21 protein-coding genes are annotated in these 18,964 nt (G+C 64.3%); 9 read left to right on the top strand and 12 right to left on the bottom strand.

What is annotated here, in order from left to right:
- The first annotated feature begins 36 nt into the window (after positions 1-36).
- Entirely contained in the window at positions 37-573 is a 537-nt protein-coding gene (locus tag A5688_RS16920; protein ID WP_067911738.1) for a hypothetical protein, read from the top strand.
- A 343-nt stretch (positions 574-916) separates the two neighbouring features.
- The gene (locus A5688_RS16915; RefSeq protein WP_067830234.1) at positions 917-1,438 is read left to right on the top strand and encodes a hypothetical protein; all 522 of its coding nucleotides are present in this window, start codon (positions 917-919) and stop codon (positions 1,436-1,438) included.
- On the opposite strand, the gene A5688_RS16910 is transcribed toward A5688_RS16915, so the two are convergent.
- The 3 genes from A5688_RS16910 to A5688_RS16900 all read right to left on the bottom strand — a co-directional run bounded on the left by A5688_RS16910 (position 1,432) and on the right by A5688_RS16900 (position 3,302).
- Complete coding sequence (locus tag A5688_RS16910; protein ID WP_067911926.1) at positions 1,432-2,316, bottom strand: sigma-70 family RNA polymerase sigma factor; 885 nt, start codon at positions 2,314-2,316, stop codon at positions 1,432-1,434. The genes A5688_RS16915 and A5688_RS16910 overlap by 7 nt on opposite strands.
- Complete coding sequence (locus A5688_RS16905; protein WP_067911735.1) at positions 2,313-2,909, bottom strand: carboxymuconolactone decarboxylase family protein; 597 nt, start codon at positions 2,907-2,909, stop codon at positions 2,313-2,315. Before A5688_RS16905 ends, A5688_RS16910 begins: the two co-directional genes overlap by 4 nt.
- Positions 2,910-2,987: 78 nt before the next feature.
- The gene (locus A5688_RS16900) at positions 2,988-3,302 is read right to left on the bottom strand and encodes a type II toxin-antitoxin system VapB family antitoxin (RefSeq protein WP_067830242.1); all 315 of its coding nucleotides are present in this window, start codon (positions 3,300-3,302) and stop codon (positions 2,988-2,990) included.
- A gap of 203 nt (positions 3,303-3,505) precedes the next feature.
- On the opposite strand from A5688_RS16900, the gene hrcA reads away from it, so the two are divergent.
- The 6 genes from hrcA to A5688_RS16870 all read left to right on the top strand — a co-directional run bounded on the left by hrcA (position 3,506) and on the right by A5688_RS16870 (position 8,851).
- Positions 3,506-4,537 (top strand): heat-inducible transcriptional repressor HrcA, encoded by a 1,032-nt coding sequence (gene hrcA, locus A5688_RS16895; protein ID WP_067830247.1) that lies wholly within the window; start codon positions 3,506-3,508, stop codon positions 4,535-4,537.
- Between the two features lie 55 nt (positions 4,538-4,592).
- On the top strand, positions 4,593-5,738 hold the full coding sequence (dnaJ, locus tag A5688_RS16890; protein ID WP_067830253.1) for a molecular chaperone DnaJ: 1,146 nt from the start codon (positions 4,593-4,595) through the stop codon (positions 5,736-5,738).
- An 18-nt stretch (positions 5,739-5,756) separates the two neighbouring features.
- The gene (locus A5688_RS16885; RefSeq protein ID WP_067830259.1) at positions 5,757-6,605 is read left to right on the top strand and encodes a 16S rRNA (uracil(1498)-N(3))-methyltransferase; all 849 of its coding nucleotides are present in this window, start codon (positions 5,757-5,759) and stop codon (positions 6,603-6,605) included.
- Between the two features lie 57 nt (positions 6,606-6,662).
- Positions 6,663-7,721 carry a PhoH family protein gene (locus A5688_RS16880; RefSeq protein WP_067830261.1) on the top strand — a complete coding sequence of 353 codons (1,059 nt, stop codon included), beginning with the start codon at positions 6,663-6,665 and terminating at the stop codon, positions 7,719-7,721.
- Between the two features lie 18 nt (positions 7,722-7,739).
- Complete coding sequence (gene ybeY, locus A5688_RS16875) at positions 7,740-8,273, top strand: rRNA maturation RNase YbeY (protein WP_067830265.1); 534 nt, start codon at positions 7,740-7,742, stop codon at positions 8,271-8,273.
- A gap of 230 nt (positions 8,274-8,503) precedes the next feature.
- Positions 8,504-8,851 carry an excalibur calcium-binding domain-containing protein gene (locus tag A5688_RS16870; RefSeq protein WP_067911731.1) on the top strand — a complete coding sequence of 116 codons (348 nt, stop codon included), beginning with the start codon at positions 8,504-8,506 and terminating at the stop codon, positions 8,849-8,851.
- Between the two features lie 166 nt (positions 8,852-9,017).
- Here A5688_RS16870 and A5688_RS27580 read toward each other — a convergent pair whose 3' ends face one another.
- The 3 genes from A5688_RS27580 to A5688_RS16850 form a co-directional block, all read right to left on the bottom strand.
- A complete protein-coding gene (locus tag A5688_RS27580) occupies positions 9,018-9,743 on the bottom strand; it encodes a hypothetical protein (RefSeq protein WP_131811929.1) in 726 nt (241 codons plus the stop codon).
- A 1,140-nt stretch (positions 9,744-10,883) separates the two neighbouring features.
- The gene (locus tag A5688_RS16855; RefSeq protein ID WP_067911723.1) at positions 10,884-11,123 is read right to left on the bottom strand and encodes a hypothetical protein; all 240 of its coding nucleotides are present in this window, start codon (positions 11,121-11,123) and stop codon (positions 10,884-10,886) included.
- Complete coding sequence (locus A5688_RS16850) at positions 11,120-11,998, bottom strand: phage major capsid protein (protein ID WP_278184211.1); 879 nt, start codon at positions 11,996-11,998, stop codon at positions 11,120-11,122. The genes A5688_RS16855 and A5688_RS16850 overlap by 4 nt, the downstream gene beginning before the upstream one ends.
- Before the next feature lie 2,061 nt (positions 11,999-14,059).
- On the opposite strand from A5688_RS16850, the gene A5688_RS16840 reads away from it, so the two are divergent.
- Entirely contained in the window at positions 14,060-14,488 is a 429-nt protein-coding gene (locus tag A5688_RS16840; RefSeq protein WP_067911716.1) for an Ltp family lipoprotein, read from the top strand.
- Between the two features lie 659 nt (positions 14,489-15,147).
- On the opposite strand, the gene A5688_RS16835 is transcribed toward A5688_RS16840, so the two are convergent.
- The 6 genes from A5688_RS16835 to A5688_RS16810 all read right to left on the bottom strand — a co-directional run bounded on the left by A5688_RS16835 (position 15,148) and on the right by A5688_RS16810 (position 18,845).
- Positions 15,148-15,375: a hypothetical protein gene (locus A5688_RS16835; protein WP_067911714.1), complete on the bottom strand. Its 228-nt coding sequence runs from the start codon at positions 15,373-15,375 to the stop codon at positions 15,148-15,150.
- A 12-nt stretch (positions 15,376-15,387) separates the two neighbouring features.
- Complete coding sequence (locus A5688_RS16830) at positions 15,388-15,591, bottom strand: hypothetical protein (RefSeq protein WP_067911711.1); 204 nt, start codon at positions 15,589-15,591, stop codon at positions 15,388-15,390.
- A gap of 93 nt (positions 15,592-15,684) precedes the next feature.
- Positions 15,685-16,215: a hypothetical protein gene (locus A5688_RS16825; protein WP_067911708.1), complete on the bottom strand. Its 531-nt coding sequence runs from the start codon at positions 16,213-16,215 to the stop codon at positions 15,685-15,687.
- Positions 16,216-16,352: 137 nt separating this feature from the next.
- The gene (locus tag A5688_RS16820; protein ID WP_067911705.1) at positions 16,353-17,297 is read right to left on the bottom strand and encodes an AAA family ATPase; all 945 of its coding nucleotides are present in this window, start codon (positions 17,295-17,297) and stop codon (positions 16,353-16,355) included.
- On the bottom strand, positions 17,294-17,533 hold the full coding sequence (locus tag A5688_RS16815; RefSeq protein WP_067911923.1) for a hypothetical protein: 240 nt from the start codon (positions 17,531-17,533) through the stop codon (positions 17,294-17,296). The genes A5688_RS16820 and A5688_RS16815 overlap by 4 nt, the downstream gene beginning before the upstream one ends.
- Before the next feature lie 442 nt (positions 17,534-17,975).
- Positions 17,976-18,845: a tyrosine-type recombinase/integrase gene (locus A5688_RS16810; RefSeq protein WP_347503046.1), complete on the bottom strand. Its 870-nt coding sequence runs from the start codon at positions 18,843-18,845 to the stop codon at positions 17,976-17,978.
- Between the last annotated feature and the right edge of the window lie 119 nt (positions 18,846-18,964).

Below are 18,964 nucleotides of genomic sequence, written 5' to 3'. Positions count from 1 at the left end.
ATCCCGCCACGGTCCATGTGCATCGAAGGGGGACCTGTGAAATCCGTGATGTCCATTGCCACGGGCGTGGCGGCACTGACCGCCATTGGCGGCGCCGCCGCCGGTGTGGCTTCCATTGCAGCACCGATCGGCCTGGATCAGGTGCAACTGACGGCCGTCGGCGCGCCACTGCCGCAGGATCCGCCGCCGCCTCCGCCCCCGCCGCCCGGGGCGCCGGGGCAGTTGCCGACGGCGGATCAGTTGGCGAACCTCTGCAACCAAGTAACCGACCCCGGCGTCAACTACAGGGACAAGAACAACTTGGTTGAAAACGGCATCCCTCAAAACGAGGGTATGGTGGCCGACCACGACCTGAGGAAGGCCTACCGGAACGGGAACTTCCCCGAGCAGTTCAACGTGACGAACATCGCGCCGGCGGGGCCGAACATGGCCCAGGCTGATGTCGGCATCACGGGTCCCAAGTTCGCCGGGCCGGTCAACAAGCACCTGGTGTTCGTCAACCAGGGCGGCAACTGGGTCTTGCAGCACGACGCGGCGATCGCTCTGATCCAGGCCGCAACCGCGATGAACTAGGCGGATCGCGGTGCATACCGCGTAAGCCGTTGCCAATTCGGTGGATTCGCCGGCGAATGCCGGCGGTCACGAAGACCCCATGCGCCCCCGGAAGGCGGCGCATGGGGTTTGGCATATCAGCCCGCCCCCGGGCACCGAGCCGCTCGACCCCGCGCGGAGGAGGTCGTCGCACAGCCGGCGCACAGTTTGCTCATGTTTTTTCCACATCGGTGGGCCGTAACGTATCGGTGCCGAGACACGAAATAACAGGCGCAACGGGCACGACACCATCCACACCGTCGCGAATGGACGGTGCGGACTGCCAACCGTGCGTCGACATTCGTGCCCATCGAAGGGGGAACCAATGAAAACCGTCAAGACCATTGCCACCGGCGTGGCGGCGCTGGCCATCGTCGGGGGCGCTGCCGCCGGCGTGGCCTCCGTCGCGACGCCGAGCGCGCCGGCCGCCGGAGTGCGGCTCACCGCTGTCGGCGCACCGCTTCCGCAGGATCCGCCGCCGGCCCAGCCGGTCGCGGGTGCCAACGTGCCGACGCCCGACCAGCTGACGGGCGTCCTGACCAGCCTTGCCGACCCGAGTGTTTCGTTCACCAGCAAGAGCAACCTGGTGCAGGGCGGCATCAGCGGGATCGAAGCGCACGTCGCCGACAAGAAGCTGCAGAAGGCGGCCAAGAACGGCGACCTGCCGCTGTCGTTCGACGTCACGAACATCCAGCCGGCCGCGGCCGGTTCGGCGACCGCCGACGTCGCGGTCTCCGGCCCCAAGCTGCCGTCGCCGGTCACCCAGAACGTCACGTTCGTCAACCAGGGCGGCTGGGTGCTGTCACGGTCGTCGGCGATGGAGTTGCTGCAGGCCGCCGGTCAGTGATCGGCGCGTAACGCGCGCAGGTCCAGTTTGGCGATGCGGGCCGGATCCGCGAGCACGTCGATTACGCGGATCCGGCCGTCGCGCACCACGAAACCCATGACGGATGCCGCACGGCCGGCGACGAAAATCACCGCGCCGGCGGCACCGTTCACGGTCGCGGCACGCACCTCGCGTTCCGGCCCGGCGTAACCGCGGGCCAGCTCGGCCACCGAGGCCGCGCCCTCCGTACGGAAGACCGCCGCATCGGCACCGAAGTCGCCGCGCAACACGACGTCGGGATCCAGCACCGCCACCAGGCGGCCGAAATCGCCGCTGCGGCCCGCAGCGAAGAAGGCGTCGACCACCTCGCGCTGTGCGGCCAGGCTGCCGTCGGGCGCCGGATCGGCCTGCTCGATTCGTCGCCGGGCCCGGCTTGCCAGCTTGCGGGCCGACTCCGGCGTCCGGTCGACGATGGCCGCGATCTGATCGAACGGCACGGCGAAGACGTCGTGCAGCACGAACGCCAGCCGCTCCGCCGGCGCCAGCGTGTCGAGCACCACGAACAGCGCCAGCCCCACCGCATCGGCCAGCATCGCGCGGTGCTCGGGGTCGAATTCACCTTCCGCCTCCACGATCGGATCGGGCAGGTGGGTTACCGGCTCGTCGCCGCCACGGGTTCGGCGGTCGCGCAACATGTTCAGGCAGATGCGCGCCACCACGGTGGTCAGCCAGGCGTCCAGGTTGGCGATGCCGTCGGAGCCGCTGCGGCTCAGCCGCAGCCAGGCCTCCTGCACCGCGTCCTGCGCGTCGTCGATCGAGCCCAGCATCCGGTAGGCGACGGCACCCAGCTGTGGCCGGGCCGCCTCGAAGCGTGCCGCCACGGAGGCATCCGCCGTCACGGCCGGCCGGTCTCGGGCAAGGCACACACCCGGTTACCGGAAAACCCCGACGAGCCGATGTCGAGTGCGAGGTTGAATCGGGCACGAAGGTTACCGAGCGTGATGACGTGGGTCAGGGCGACCAGTTGGGCGGTGTCGAAGTGCGCGCGCAGCGCGTCGAAAAGTTGATCGCTCACCTCGACCGGGGTGCGGCTGATCGCGGTGGCGTACTGCAGGATCAGCTTGTCGGCGTCGGAAAAGCATGACGCGTCCCGATAATCGGCCAGGGCCAACAGCTCGTCGTCGGTGATGCCCCAGCGGCGGGCGATCTGTGAGCCGAGGTCGATGCAGTATTCGCAGCCCACCGTCGTCGCCGACTTCAGCTCGGCCAGCGCCCGCTGACGGGGACTGAGCACGTCCAGTTTCGACTCGGCCTGCTCCAACTTGCCGTAGGCGTTGAGCAGTCGCGGGATGTGCGCATACATCCGCAGCGGTTCCAGCATCCCGGCAGTTTCCAGCCCGGTCATCTGCACGAGCTTGCGCCTGGTGAAAAAGAAGGCGATCTTCGCGCCGAGGCCGGCGTCGCGGTCGGAGACTCCTTGCAGCCGCGGCATGGCGATCCTCCTGGCAAGTTGTGGTGGGAGACCAACGTCCTTACTAGGTCGACACGCGACGAGCCCCGAACGTGACACTTACCCGTGCGGGGCCGGCGGCATATCCATGTCGTACACCCGGGCGTGCAGCACGGTGCGGTTCCGCAGCGCGGCCCGCACCGCACGATGCAGGCCGTCTTCGAGGTAGATGATGCCCCTCCACCGCACCGCGTGGGGGAAGAGATCGCCGTAGAAGGTGGAGTCCTCGGAGAGCAGCCGGTCCAACGCGAGCACCGTTGTGGTGGTGACCAATTCGTCGAGCCGAATCTGCTGTGGCGGTATCTGCGACCAATCCTTATAGGACAGATTGTGCTCGGGATACGGCTTGCCGTCGCGCACGCCCTTGAAGATCATCGGCCGACCTTTCCCGACTCATTGCTGTGGCCCGACCGGTTCATTCTGGAAAGGCTAGCCGGGCCGTGGTTCGTCAGCACCGATGTGCTCCAAGAACGTCCTGTCACAGCCGCCGCCCGCGTCGCGGCCGCTGGTAACGGCCGGCGCCGCCCGAGCCCGTAAAATGAATCCGGTCAAGGCGGTATCGAAGGAGGTGGCGGCCGGTGGGAAGTGCCGATGACCGTCGGTTTGAGGTGCTGCGCGCCATCGTCGCCGACTTCGTCGCCACCAAAGAACCGATCGGGTCCAAGGCGTTGGTGGAGCGTCACAACCTCGGCGTCTCGTCCGCCACCGTCCGCAACGACATGGCGGTACTCGAGGCCGAGGGCTACATCACCCAGCCGCACACCAGTTCCGGACGGGTGCCCACCGAGAAGGGCTACCGCGAATTCGTCGACCGGCTCGAAGACGTCAAGCCGCTGTCCTCGGCCGAACGGCGCGCGATCCAGAGCTTCCTCGAGTCCGGGGTCGACCTCGACGACGTCCTGCGCCGGGCGGTGCGGCTGCTGGCGCAACTGACCCGGCAGGTGGCCGTGGTGCAGTACCCCACGCTGTCGTCGTCCACCGTGCGCCACCTCGAGGTGATCGCCCTGACCCCGGCGCGGCTCCTGATGGTCGTCATCACCGACTCCGGCCGGGTCGATCAGCGGGTGGTCGAACTCGGTGACGTCATCGACGATCACGAGCTGTCCCAGCTGCGGGAGATGCTCGGCCAGGCGCTGGTGGGCAAGAAGCTGTCGGCCGCCTCGGTCGCGGTGGCCGACCTCGCCGGACAGCTGCGCAGCCCGGACGGCCTGGGCGATGCCGTCGGCCGGTCGGCAACGGTGTTGCTGGAATCCCTCGTCGAACACACCGAAGAACGCTTGCTGCTGGGCGGCACCGCCAACCTGACCCGCAACGCGGCCGATTTCGGTGGCTCGTTGCGCTCCATCCTGGAAGCGCTGGAGGAGCAGGTGGTGGTGCTGCGGTTGCTGGCCGCTCAGCAGGAAGCCGGTAAGGTGACGGTGCGCATCGGCCACGAGACGGCCGCCGAGCAGATATTGGGCACGTCCGTGGTGACCACGGCCTACGGCACCTCCGACACCGTTTACGGGGGAATGGGTGTGCTGGGGCCCACCCGGATGGACTATCCGGGAACTATCGCCAGCGTTGCTGCAGTTGCCCTTTATATCGGCGAAGTCCTGGGTGCCCGATGAACGCGCACCCCAGGGTGGGTAGGCGCGGGAAAGACCAGGTATAGGAGAGTCAAGCGTGGCACGCGATTACTACGGGCTGCTCGGCGTGAGCAGAAACGCCGGCGACGCGGAGATCAAGCGCGCCTACCGCAAATTGGCGCGCGAACTGCATCCCGACGTCAACCCTGACGAGGCCGCGCAGGCGAAATTCCAGGAGATCAGCGCCGCCTACGAGGTGCTGAGCGACCCCGAGAAGCGGCGGATCGTCGACATGGGCGGGGATCCGCTGGAGAACGCCGCCGCGGCGGGCGGCGGGTTCGGCGGGTTCGGCGGCCTGGGCGACGTGTTCGAGGCCTTCTTCGGCGGCGGCTTCAGCGGCGGCGGGACCGGCCGCGGCCCGATCGGCCGGGTGCGGCCGGGCTCGGACTCGCTGCTGCGGATGCGGCTCGACCTCGAAGAGTGCGCCACCGGGGTGACCAAACAGGTCACCGTCGACACCGCGGTGCTGTGTGACCGATGCCAGGGCAAGGGCACCAACGGAGATTCGGCACCCGTCCCGTGCGACACCTGCGGTGGTCGCGGCGAGGTCCAGACGGTGCAGCGCTCGCTGCTGGGCCAGGTCATGACGTCACGGCCGTGTCCGACCTGCCGCGGCGTCGGTGTCGTCATCCCCGACCCGTGCCACCAATGCATGGGCGACGGCCGGGTGCGGGCCCGCCGCGAGATCAGCGTCAAGATCCCCGCCGGCGTCGGCGAGGGCATGCGGGTGCGGCTCGCCGCCCAGGGTGAGGTCGGGCCCGGCGGAGGGCCGGCCGGTGACCTGTACGTCGAGGTGCACGAACAGGCGCACGACGTCTTCGTCCGCGAAGGCGACGACCTGCATTGCACGGTGTCGGTGCCGATGGTCGACGCGGCGCTGGGTGCCACCGTCACCGTCGACGCGATCCTGGACGGCATCAGCGAGATCACCATCCCGCCCGGAACCCAACCGGCTTCGGTCATCACGCTGCGTGGCCACGGCATGCCGCACCTGCGGTCGGGCACCCGGGGCGACCTGCACGTGCACGTCGAGGTGGTGGTTCCCGCCCGGCTGGACCACCGCGACACCGAATTGCTGCGCGAGCTCAAGACCCGCCGCAGCCGCGACGTGCCCGAGGTCAAGTCGACCCACGCCGGCGGGGGACTGTTCAGCCGGCTCCGCGAGACCTTCACCGGGCGCTAGTCGGGGGAAGGCGCGCTGATGGTCGCGACCCTGTTCTACCTTGACGACCTGCCGGAGCCCGGTTCGCTCGCGGTGCTGGGCGGTGACGAGGGTTTCCACGCCGCCACCGTGCGCCGAATTCGCCCAGGCGAGCAACTTGTGCTCGGCGACGGCGCCGGAGCCCTGGCCCACTGCGAGGTGGAGCACGCCGGGCGCGACGGGCTGCGCGCGCGGGTGCTCGAGCGCTGGAACGTCGCGCCCGGTTCCCCGCCCGTGACGGTGGTGCAGGCGCTGCCGAAGTCCGAGCGTTCGGAGTTGGCCATCGAGTTGGCCACCGAGGCCGGCGCCGACGCGTTCCTGGCATGGCAAGCCGCGCGGTGCGTGGCCAACTGGCAGGGCACCCGGGTCGACAAGGGCCTGCGCCGATGGCGGGCGGTCGCCCGGTCGGCGGCGCGGCAAGCCCGTCGGGCGCACATTCCGCCGGTCGACGGCGTGCTGTCCACCGCGGCGCTGGCTCAGCGGATCCGCGACGAGGTGGCGGCCGGCGCGACTGCGCTGGTCTTACACGAATCGGCCACCGATCCACTCGCCGGTGTCGAGCTGGCACAGGTGACATCACTGCTGCTGGTGGTCGGTCCCGAAGGCGGCATCGCGGAGGACGAGATGGTCGCGTTGTCCGACGCGGGAGCGGCCGCTGTGCGGCTCGGTCCCCAGGTGCTGCGGACGTCGACGGCTGCGGCGGTGGCCCTGGGCGCCGTCGGCGTGCTGACCCCACGCTGGCAGCAGCGCGGCGACGTCTCGGCAAACGGCCGCGTGCTGCAGGTTCGCGACACCGGCCCGCCGTCGAGTACGTTGCTGAGCACTGACCAAACCGGGCCCTCGGCGTAGACTGAGGCAGCCCCGCAACCCACCGACAAGCCCGAGAAAGCAGGCATCGAGAGCCACGTGACGCCCCGCGAGACCAGCGCTGCTGACGCAGCCGCCGCTGTCCCGTCCTCTGCTCAGGTTCGCAGCAGCATCGACGTTCCGCCCGATGTCGTGATGGGCCTGTTGGGTTCGGCGGACCAGAATCTACGGGCTTTGGAGCGCAGCCTGAAGGCGGACCTGCATGTGCGTGGCAACGCGGTCACCGTCGCGGGCGAGCCCGCCGACGTCGCGCTCGCCGAGCGGGTGATCTCCGAGCTGGTCGCCATCGTTGCCGGGGGTCAGCCGTTGACCCCGGAGGTGGTCCGCCACAGTGTCGCGATGGTGGCGGGCACCGACAACGAGTCGCCGGCTGAAGTGCTCACGCTGGACATTTTGTCGCGGCGGGGAAAGACGATCCGGCCCAAGACGCTCAATCAGAAGCGTTATGTCGATGCCATCGACGCCAACACCGTCGTCTTCGGGGTCGGCCCGGCCGGCACCGGCAAGACGTATCTGGCGATGGCCAAGGCGGTCAACGCCCTGCAGAGCAAACAGGTAAGCCGCATCATCTTGACCCGTCCGGCCGTGGAAGCCGGTGAGCGCCTTGGCTTTTTGCCCGGAACGCTGAGCGAGAAGATCGATCCGTATCTGCGTCCGTTGTATGACGCGCTGTACGACATGATGGATCCCGAGCTGATCCAGAAGCTGATGACCGCCGGGGTCATCGAGGTGGCGCCGCTGGCCTACATGCGCGGTCGCACCCTCAATTCCGCGTTCATCGTCCTCGACGAGGCGCAGAACACCACCGCCGAGCAGATGAAGATGTTCCTCACCCGACTCGGCTTCGGATCGAAGATCGTGGTCACCGGCGATATCACCCAGGTCGACCTTCCGGGCGGCGCCAAGTCGGGCCTACGCTCGGCGATCGAAATCCTGGACACCGTCGATGACATTCACGTCGCGGAGCTGACCAGCGTGGACGTGGTTCGGCACCGGCTGGTTTCGGAGATCGTCGACGCCTATGCGAAGTTTGAAGAGCCAGGTCTGACGATGAACCGGGCATCGCGGCGGGCGACGGGCTCGCGCGGTCGCCGATGATGGTGCGGTGAGCGGGTTATGAGCATTGAGGTGTCCAACGAATCGGGTATAGACGTCTCCGAGGCCGAATTGATCAGCGTCGCGCGGTTTGTCATCGCCAAGATGGACGTCAATCCGGGGGCCGAGCTGTCGATGGTGCTGCTGGACACCGCCGCGATGGCCGACCTGCACATGCGGTGGATGGACCTGCCCGGTCCCACCGACGTGATGAGCTTTCCGATGGACGAACTCGAGCCGAGTGGGCGTCCGGACGCCCCCGAGCCGGGCCCCTCGATGCTGGGCGACATTGTGCTCTGCCCGGAATTCGCATCCGGCCAGGCCGCGGCGGCGGGGCACAGCCTGGGACACGAGCTGGCCCTGCTGACCATCCACGGGGTGCTTCATCTGATCGGCTACGACCACGGCGAGCCGGCAGAGGAAAAGGAGATGTTCGCCCTTCAGGACCGGTTGCTCGAAGAGTGGGTCGCCGATCAGGTCGAGGCGTACCACCAGGACCGCCAACAGGAGCGGGACCGCCGATTGCTAGACAAGTCAAGGTATTTCGACAATTGAGCAGAGCTAAGCACTGTATCTGACCAGGTAAAACGTGCTCAGAAGCCGACTCTGTACTCGTCAATATCTTTGACTCAGTTAACTCCTTCATCTCGGAAGGAGACACGCCCATGATGGACGATGACGTTCTTCAGAGCCACGCCACCAAGGCGTCCGAGGGGCCGCTGGCTGGTGCCTGAAAATTTGCGAAGTTGCTGCAGTGGTCGGCTCGGCGAAGAGATGATGCGGTCATGTTCAAGACGCCTCCAACGCGGCGGCTCAGCGAGGCAACGCGCGACAAGCTCGCCAAGGTAGTCGCGGCCGTACTGATCGCGATCATTGTCGTGTGCGTGATCGTCGTCGTGTGGACGCTGATCCAAGACGGTGCGATCAGGCCTCGGCCCGGTCCCCGGAGCACCCCGGCCCCCACCGCCACCATCCCCCGATCCTCGGTGTACTACCGGAACTGCGCTGAGGCCCACGCCGCTGGCCGATGGGACATTCCGGAAGGCGACCCCGCGTACAGGCCCGGTCTGGACAAAGACCACAACGGCGTCGCATGTGAATCCCGCAAGACCTCTCGACTGGCAGGCCGATAACCACCAGTCACCAGCCTACGGTCGTGGAGGCCTGGCCCGGACGGCACCAGACCAGCCGAGCCTGCGTCTGAATAAGTGATCGGGTCGCCCCTACTCTCTCCCTGGGGGCGGCTCGATTCTCGTCTGAGAGGCCAATCGGTGGGCGCCACCGTGACGAAACCTTTGACTACGGCTGCTTAAACGGACCTTCACCGTCACGCAGATCCTCGGTGGTGACCTTTACGTACTCGCCGAGCGGCCGAGGCTTACCGACAGTGCGCCGGAACCAATGCGGACCGCGAGCCGACGCCCATCGCCGAAAATGACTCCGGTATCGGTGACCCATGTACCACCGCCATTGCTCCACGTCGTCCGTTGTGAGGTCTTTGCGGATCGCGGCGGTGCGAATACCCTCGCCGATGGTCTCGGTCCACGAAAGAACGCACTTCGTCCGCGGAATCAGATCGAGCGGCAGCCAGAACACCCACCAGATCCGATCATCGGCTGAGGTCATAGTGTGCCTGACTCCCGGAGTCCGAGATTTCTCGTTGAGCTGGCGGTGGGAATCTCTCCAAGGATGGAATGGCTCGGCGTCGACCTCAAGGTGGACGTTCACATGATGAAGTACTGCAGGCCCCGTCAGCCCTACATCTACGGCGCAGTACTGGTATCTGATGCCGTCTTCTTCTTCGGATTCGGCACCGGCGAAGGTATACGCATTGAAATGAAATAGTCTTCCGCCGAGCGCATTTCGGGCCGTCACTAGTTGACGGTAGGCGACAATGAGCGCCAGCAAGGTCGCGAGCGACACCGCGAATTGAAGAAGGCCCGGCAGCGCATGCACCGACCACGAAGCTGTCGCAGCCAGTGCTCGCCAAAGCGCGACCATTACCGCAGCGATAGCAGTACACACGCAGTAAACGCTAGGTGCCGAGCCAGGCGGACTGGGTCCACGTTTCCCCGGCGTGTCGGGGAGCAAGTCGTCTGCGTAAGTCGGGTTGCAGTCATGAATGAACGGCGTCCACCGCCAGCGGTTTGAAAACGTGGTTGGGTAAATGCCTGGCCTTGTCGGTGCGCAGACTTACCGTCGGGGTGGGTGTCCACGGGGCGCCGTAACCACGAAGGAGTGCATGATGACCACTAGCAAGAAGGACGCGTCGCAGGCGAGCAAGATCCTGAAGAATCCGAAGTCAACAAAGGCGCAAAAGAGCGTCGCCGCAAGTGACCTGTCACAGGCCAAGAAGAAGAAATAACTATTGAAAATGAAAAGGCCCTGAGCGCAATCCTCAGGGCTTTTTCGTTGTGCTATGTAGATCACATTAAGAATGTGGCGAAAAGCCCTCCACACGGCATGTGCCTGGTCTATTGATGAGGATAAGCCCCCGGCGTCCCGGAATAGCCACCAACAGGCGCTGATGTCCGCGGGATGTACGGGGATTTCGAAAGCGTCCATGGACCAATGGTATGGACGATTGCCGCTTGTCCTCGTGGCTAAACGAGCGGCAAACCGGCTTATAATGCGGCGGAAGATTGGGGTGGGGGTCGCGCAGTAGACCTACTGCAACAGTTTTATTGGGCGCAACGCGACCCCCGTCTCCCGCGCCAACCTCCGACAGAAACGCGGGAAGAATGTTGCCGGGGGGGCTCATTCACCACGAGAAGCGCCACCCGGCCCCGGCGCGGAATAGGAGATGTGTACTCGCGCCAGGCTCGCTCGCGCGCCGGAAAGAGGGGGCGCAGCATGAGCGAAGTTGAAAGAATAGGGGCGGGGAATGGGGAAGAGTCACCTAAGAACCCACTCCCCGCCGAGGGTTGTAAACGCCCGTAGGGTCTAACCACCCCTCGCTTACAACCCGGCCGTAACGTTGAACTAAGGCAATGCCTTGCCGTTACAGCCATACCGCGTTCGGGAAATGCAGAACCCTATTGCGGATTACCAGTCGCGTGTTATGCCGACACCACTGGTATTTCCGATCCCTGTTTCAACGGCACGGGACCGAGAAGCCCCGCGGTCCATCTTGGCTTCTACTGACGAGATGGACCGAGGGAAGATTTATTTGCGTCGGCGGGACTTATCCAGCTCCACCCATTGATTCAGCAGCCAATGGGCGGCGACGCTTTCGGGGACTTCCACGACCGCGTTGGGCCAGTGGGCTGTCCCGTCGTGGGCCACCAGGAACGGAGCGAGCACCCGCACCCGTTTGAGGGGTTCGGGTGTCTGCGTCTCCTGTTTGTCCGGTTGTGGCCGCACGTCCAGGTCGCTGATGTAGTCCCCGGTGCGGATGATCGTCACGCGGTGGTGGGCAGGTTGCTGATCGCCAGCACGGCCGAGGGCCGCTCGACCGCCAGCACCAGCCGTTCCTCCAAGACCAGCCGCGCGATGTTCTTGGTGAAGTCATCGTTGGTCTGTCCGACGTGGACAGTGATTCCCTCGCGGACGAGAACTCGGCCGAACTTCGACACATCGAGCATTAGGGCGGTGCCCGCGGTGATGGCGGTGGTCGGGACGACCCTGACCCCGAACAGTTCGCGTGATCCCTGCTCGGTGGGGTCACCGATCAAGAAGTTGCCCAACGTGTTCTTCAGTCGGCGGATGGCCGAGAAGGTGTTGGGGTGCATCACGATCAGGTTGGCTTCGGCCAGCGCGGAGCCGACGCGAAGCTGGGCAATCGACATTTCGATGCTGTCTAGCGCGGTGACGTTGGTCCCGGTGTCGGCCGAGGCGTCGTGGGTGAGGATGCCCGAGGTCGACAGGAACCCGGTCATGTTGCCCGAGCTGCCTGAGCCGCTTAAGAGTTGGGCGTTTTCCACGTCGCAGATTTGCCGCATGACTTCGGCTTGGGCGTAGCCGTAGAACGCCGGGTAGTCAGCGATGGACTCGTATGAGATGCCCACGTGTGCAGCGAGTTTCACCGCGGTGAGGGTCTGTGCGGTGGTGTTGAGCACCACTTCGGGCTTGGCGGCACCTTCGGCAACCGGGGTAGGGGCACCTGTGGTCGACGAGTGAACGATGATCTCGTAGGACGGTGCCGAGATGGCCTGGACGGGAAGGTAGTCCAGCACGCGGTGTTCGTGGATTTTCTCCAGAACCCCGGGTGCGAGCTGGGCCGGGATCAGCGACTCCACGGTGCTGAAGGCCTTCACCGAGGCGTTCTGGCGCTTGGTGATCGCGTTGTAGAGGGTCTTGGCCGAGGCGTCGGAGAACCGAGCTGGGTTGAGCTGGGCGCCGGTTACCGTCTTGGTCTGAATCTCGCGTCGTGACGCCGCGGAGATCGCCGGCGTTGCCGCCGAGGGTCTTCATCATCGCGTCGCTGGCCCCGATGGCCGCTTCTGCGCGTTCTAGCGTTTCCTTTTCGTCCAGGAACTGCTTGGCCTTGCCTTCGTAGCGGGCGAAGGCTTGCTTCTCGGTGAAGCCCTTGGTCTTCAGATCGGCAACTTGATTGCTGATCCAGATGCCCAGTTCTTCATTCGCCTTCTTGCGGGCGACGAGTTGACTCATATTCATTTGTTTTTCAGTTGTCTTTCGATTGATAGTCGTTGTGGCCCAACAGGACCGGGACTACCAGCGCCACGCCGAAATGCGGGTCTACGAATAGAGCGGCAAGCGTGGGGGTGGTGGGCTCGTCCTATGTGCGGGTCATCTCAGCGGGCAACTTCTCGGTGGTCGAGAAGTCGAGCGGCCTCGATAAGCGGCAAGACGGAGCCGGTTGGGGACTTCTCCCCAAAGTCTGTGTGGGGCTCAGTTGGCCCCTGCGGCATTTTCAGCCGGTGGGTGGGTAGGTTGGTACGGCCATCCGGTACGACACGTCACAGCCACTAGCCTCAGCCCCACCCCAGGAGCCGGGACCGTGCGAGCTGAAGCGTCCCAGCCTGTCGATGGCGACGGAGCGGGCCACAGACCGGGCAGGGCTGGCGGTCGCGCTTGGGCTGTTGAAACCGCCTCACGTAGGCGGCACCCCGGCCAGGTGATCGAAGCGCTTTTGCAGGTCGGCAATTACAGCGTCACGATCTGCGGTGTCCCGGCCGTTCAACTGGTCGACGGCGCGGCCCTCGGTAAACGTCCTAAGCAGGGATTCCAGGCGGGCCATCTCCGACTCGCCAGATCGCTTGCAGCCTTCGCAGCACCAGCGAGAAGGCCTGCCGCCGTTGGGGTTTCGCGTTAGAGCGGTACTGCACTTCGGACAGGTGGCGGGTTGGTACCTGGTCAATGAATCTCCTTTAGCATCAACGCATTTGGTGCGTGCATCTGTTGCGCCGAAATCTTCTGAAAGCGCTTGCGCGACAGTGCATCCCGCGCTATAGTCTTAGGTATGAACACCACCACCCCCCAGGTTATGATCCGGCCAGAAATGGCCTCTGACCTGCGGTTTTGAGGTTCTCACGAAATCCGTTGTGCCGCAATACATGCCATTACAGCGACATGGTCCGAAGGGTCGCGGGCGGTGTTTCGGCGCAGGGATTGTTACCTACCCCCTACCCCTTGTGCCACAACGGCTTTCATGGTGAGCGGTTAGCAGTGGCCGAATCCCTAAGTGGTGCAACTGGTCTCATAAGCCTTAGGGTATCGCTAGACCATAATGTGCTAGTACACGATTGATGATGCAGTACCTATGGGGATTGGGCAGGTGCGACGTGATGCCGCAGCCTATGCGCTTTAACAGGTGATCGAAACCGATCACCTGGGCCAGGAACCTCCCAGCTCGTATCCATCCTCACTGATCGAAGCCGATCACCCCCGATCAGCCGTCAACGAACTATGACAGCCTGTCATGGTTCTACCCCCGTGCCTAGCGGGCTCTCCCGGTGCATAGCCTGGAAAACGGGGACATGTACCCGTTTTAGACCCCGTGAAATACCCGGCCGCGTCGGTGCCCCGCCCTAGCATGGCTGTAATGCATTACCCGAGCTAGGAGTACCTCATGCCGGAATACTGGGAAGAAGACGAGACCTGCGAGATTTGCGGTGGTCCCGTCGCTGTCCTGATGAAGCAGGACTACGCGCACGGTGGTATTCCCCTCCGGCCAATCGCGCAGCGGGCTCTCTGCCTCAAGGGCTGCGTGGGTGACGTCATGTCCTCGGAGCGCTGGATGGCTCGCGGCGCTTAGATCGCACCTGCGAGTTGCAGGGCCATGCGGCGAGCTGTCGCCGTCAAAGCTGGTGAGCCACAGCACTTAGCAACATTTCAAAAACCGCTCCGGCTGCTAGGGCGGGGCGCTACATTCCCTTTCCATGAAAATGAAGGATCTCGCTGCCCTCGCCACCGCCGTGCTCCTTGCGACCAGCATTGTCGCCGCGGGCGCAGCACAGGCAGAGACCTTTAACCCCGGGGTACCTCTCAGTCCGGGGGGGCAATTACCCCTCAGTCCGCTGAGTCAACAGAACGCCGTGCGCAAGGCAAAGGACTACCTCGACTACACCGCGTTCTCCCGTCTGGGGCTCATTAACCAACTGGTGGAAGCAGAGCAGTTCTCAACCGAGGACGCAACATACGCCGTCGACAGCCTCAACGTTGACTGGAATCAACAGGCGGCAAGGAAAGCAAAGGACTACCTCGGCTACACCGCCTTCTCGCATGACGGACTTATCAACCAACTCGTCGAGGCTGAAAAATTCACCCCTTCGCAGGCGGCCTATGGGGTAGCCGCCGTCGGGCTCTAGGCCGAGCGTTCCCGAGCGCGTGATGAATGCGGCGAGCCCTAGAAGCATTTCGACCCGTACAGGCAGGTTATTCCGGTCCGGACTAATCGGAGCGCGATTGCTATCAGGTGCAGAGTTGTGTTGGCGGATTCGGGGTGCAAAGGGGGACGAGGTTCGCACCACACGCCGAGGACGTGGAGGCGGCGAAAGCGATCATGAACGCGACGATGATTCGACTCATGAGATGCCCGCTCCTTACGTGTAGATGCAACCGTCAATGCTTGGGGTGCAAGTTAAAAGAGGCCCGCATCCCGACATCATCGGAGCGGCGAATGTCAGGATCAGCGCGAGGGCGATTCGCTTGGTCATGGCTCGTTATTGTACGCATGGCGGATAGTTTCGGTAGGCGAACTAGGCAAAAACCCCTCGCGGGTCGCAGGGGGTCGATATGATCCCGGCATCGGGCAATGCATCGGGTAAACGTCGTCCCCCTCAGACAACGGAGCACCTTCAATGGCGTGTGTCACTCGAATACTTGTCGCATCAATTCTTGCCCTCACGGCTGCCGCAACGTCGGGATGTTTCGCACCCATCTGCACCCCGGGCCAGACCACTGGCTGTGTTGTCGCGATGGGCGATCACCCCGTGTTGCACAAATAGGCGGAAACCTGCGGCGTCGCCTACGCGCCAAACAGTTCCGGGGCCGTGAACATCAGCACCTTGGCGATTTGCATGGCCACATCCTTTGCGGCCTTGAACGTCATGGGGATGATGAACGGCTCGGCGTCCACGGGGTCGATCTTCAGCCCGATCACGGGGCCGCGTTGTTTGCTGTCATCCACCAACACCTCGAAGGAATCGGCGATGACGGCAGCGTAATCCTCGCTGCGAATGGTGGGGTTTTTCACCTGTAGGTCTTTCTATTGGGCCGGGTAGCACATGATGCGCGCTTTGGCCGGGGTCGAGATGCGCGGCTGCAGGATGTTCGTCAATGCATCCGCCAATTCTGCGGCTTCTGTAGCCGTGAGCAGGATGTGACTGGTTCCCTGCTCGATGCTGTAGCCGCCGTTGCGCCGGCCTGCGATTATCACGTCGGTGCCGTTGGTCTGAATCTTGGTAATCATATTTATTCTCTACTAATAGGGCTTGACCGGAGATTTAATCTACCTGCGGTTTTATTTCACCGAGAATCCGTGTTCTTGCCATTCAAGGTCTGCCTACACCCGCGGATTTGTTTCCGCATTGAGCTTGGGCTCGGCGGGCAAATCCGTGTAGTTCGCGATGCGACCCACGCCGTAGGCGGCGGAGTAGAGGTTGTCGGTGGTGTAGGACTTCGGGGGAGTCGAGCACCACAAGCAGATCCGGTTACCCGTACCCCATTCGGCAACGCGCGGTTTGGGCGTCATCCATCCCTTAAGGGTCTCGTGCTCGAATTCCACCAAGGGGTGGCCCTTGCGGCACGTGACCTGCGGGCGCCGCTCGGGGTCGAGGAAATCCGGGAAGGTGATCGGGTAGAGGTGGTTGTAGACGTGGAAGCGCCCACGGCGCGAATCCTGGGAGAGGGTCACTCGGCCATGGACGTCATTCTTAATGCGCTTCGCGGCCTTGAGGCGGGTCTTTCCGCCCTTGCACGGAATGTGGCGAGCCACGCTCCACACCTCCATTCGCGCGTTCATCATGTAGCCATCCCATTCCGGGATGATCCGGTATCCCGGAGCCACATAGAGGTGCTCCGTCGCTGTCGTCATTTTCCTTGCTTTCCTTGGTTCCTGGTGCGCGTCTCGGCAAGTCGTCTCACCGGCCCCCTTAAAGGGGGGCCTGAGATGAGACTCCCGAAGTTGCCCTGACCTGCGGAGGGCGCAAATGGCCGAGACGGGCTGAGACGCTAGTTGAGATAGTGCAGGTCGCCGGTCACCGTCAGGGCGCCGTCTTTAATCAGGGCCTTGATCTCCCGGTAGGCGCCGGGGCGTGACCAGCCCGCACTCATCAGCACGTCCTTGATCTGCGCCTTGGTTGCGCCATCGGCGCCGAGCGCCGACCGGATGACCTCAAGGCCATCCTTCTGGGTAGTCCGACGCGACACCTCCACGATGCAGGAGCCGTTCATCTCGGTGAGCATCAGCGTATGCCGGTCCACTACCGGGCCGTCCTTGCGCTTCTTGCGGTCCAGGATGAAGCCGTCGCCGTCCTTGACCACCGAGTAGACCGTATCCGCGGCGCCTTCGATGGCCGATGACCCGCGCAGCGTCCCGCTGTTCTTGCCGGGGTGATGGACCGCCAGTACGGTCCCGCCGCCACTGGCCCGACGGAGCCGATCCAGCGAGTTGATCGCGATCCCCATGTCCCGCGAGGTGTTCTCGTCGGCACCGACCGTGCACCGCGCCAGGGTGTCCACGACGATCAGGCCGTAGGTGGTGCAGCGGATACGCCCCACCAGTTCGCCCACCTCGGCGTGGTCCATCAGGTTCACCGGCCCGGGGTGGATGTCGAACTGGTCATCGGACACGGTGTAGCGCCACGCCTTTTCCCACGCCGAGAGCCGCTTGTCGAAGCCCTGCACGCCTTCCGCAGCGATGTAGAGCACCTTGGACTGTTCGGTGGGTCGGCCCTGCCAGGGGCGGCCGGTGGCGATGCACGCGGCCCAGTCGATAGCGACGAACGATTTTCCGATTCCCCACGGGCCGTAGAGGATCGCCAGCGTCCCGCGGTCAAGGACATTGCCGATCAGTGGCTCCGGTGCCTTCAGCCCGGCCAGCTGCGACCGGCTCAGGATGCGCCCCCCGTCCGGGGCCTGGACGAGCTTCATGAACCATTCGTCGGTCTCGGTCATGACACCGCCCCCTCGCGGCGCCGACGACGAGCCTCGACGGACTTCAGCGCCATCCGGCGGAAGTGGGCCTGGCGGGCGTTCTCGGCCATCTTGGCGCGCAGGGCCGGGGGGAGCTTCCCCTCGGGGTCCACCTGCTTCTCGAAACGGTCCCACGCCGCCCTGCGGGCGTTATGGGTACGGGCGGAACGGTTTTCGGTGCGTGCCCAGCTTTCATGTACGGCTGCCTGCAGGCGCAAGCGGTGCTCGGTGGTGACAGGTGCCATGGGTGTCTCCTATTCCATGCATGGCAAAGGCCGGATGCCCGAAGACGCCCGGCCAAATGAGTAAAAGAAAAGCCACACCCGAATGGGGTGCGGCTCAAGGGGTTTGAATACCGGCCTCTAGATAGACTTCACCCGAGGCCGGGGGTGGTGGGGAGATTTCCCCAGGTCGATCAGCTCGGCGCTTCCCAGGACCGCTGGCGGGCCGATAACGCTGATCGCTATGTCGATCAGCGCGACGTTTCCCTGAGCCCAGGCGAGCCTGCTGATCGTTATGGAGTGCTGATCTGACGCTTCCCAGGACGACTGGCGGGTCAGCAGCAGTTATGGCCGTGACCGTACAGCGCTGATCGCCCGTGACGCAACTAAAAAGTGTCACATTCACGAAAGTGCCTGTAACACTTTGGAAAGTGCCAGCTCAAATATCGCCCAGGTTGAGCCTGCGGGCCTCGTCGGCGGCAAGGCTGGCAGCCGCGGCGCCGATGTACCTGTCGATCATGGTGCGGTTCTTCCACCCGGCGACCGACATCAGCCCCGACTCCGAACCGTTCTTCGATAGCCACCGGATCGCCGCGGTGTGGCGCAGCATGTGCAGGTGGAAGTTCTCGACACCGGCAGCGTTGGCGCGCAGCTTCAGCGCCTTGCGCAGCCCGTGATAGCCCAGGCCCTTCCCGCCCCCGCCCAGCCACAGCGCCCCGGTGTCGGAGAGGCGGTGGGCGCGGCGAGCGCGAAGGTAGCGGTCGATGGCGCTGGCGGTCTGCACGCTGAACGGCGACACCCGGCCTTTCCCGCCCTTGCCCCGGAGGATGGTGACCAGGCCATCGGTGAGGTTCACATCGGGCACCTGCAGGTCGAGGACTTCATTGGTTCGGATGCCCGTCTCAGCCATCAGCCGGATAATTGCCTCGTCACGGCGGTCGGTGAGAGATTTGCCCTGGCAGGCGATGATCATGCGCCGGAGCTGGTCCTCGGTCACGGCCTGGACCACCTTCTGGTCGCCCTTGGGCGGTTTGAGCCCCAGCAGCGGATCGGAGCTAAGCTCGCCTTCATTAACGAGCCATTTCGCATACCGCTTCAAGGCGAGGTCACGCGACTTCGCCGTGTTGGCTTCTGCGCCCTGATCGAGCAGGTCAGCAAGAAATTCCTGCACGGCGAGCTTGGTCAGCTCGGCCGGGGTCCCGGTCTCTTCGCACCAGCGCAGGAACTTCCGTACCCCGTCTGTGTAGGTGCTGATGGTGCCGGGGGATTTGCGCTCGGCCCTCAGCGACAACTGCCAGGACGGGAGCATGTCAGTCAGCAAACTCTTGGTCACGGCAATATTTTGACATACAACTCTGTTCGGGAAGTGATATCTTTGACCTACCAAGAAAACCGCAGCTCAAAGCGATGATGGAGCAAACCTTCAAG

This window comes from Mycobacterium mantenii (assembly GCF_001667865.1).
GTDB classification, from domain to species: domain Bacteria; phylum Actinomycetota; class Actinomycetes; order Mycobacteriales; family Mycobacteriaceae; genus Mycobacterium; species Mycobacterium mantenii_A.
This window is presented reverse-complemented; position numbering and strand designations above follow the sequence as displayed.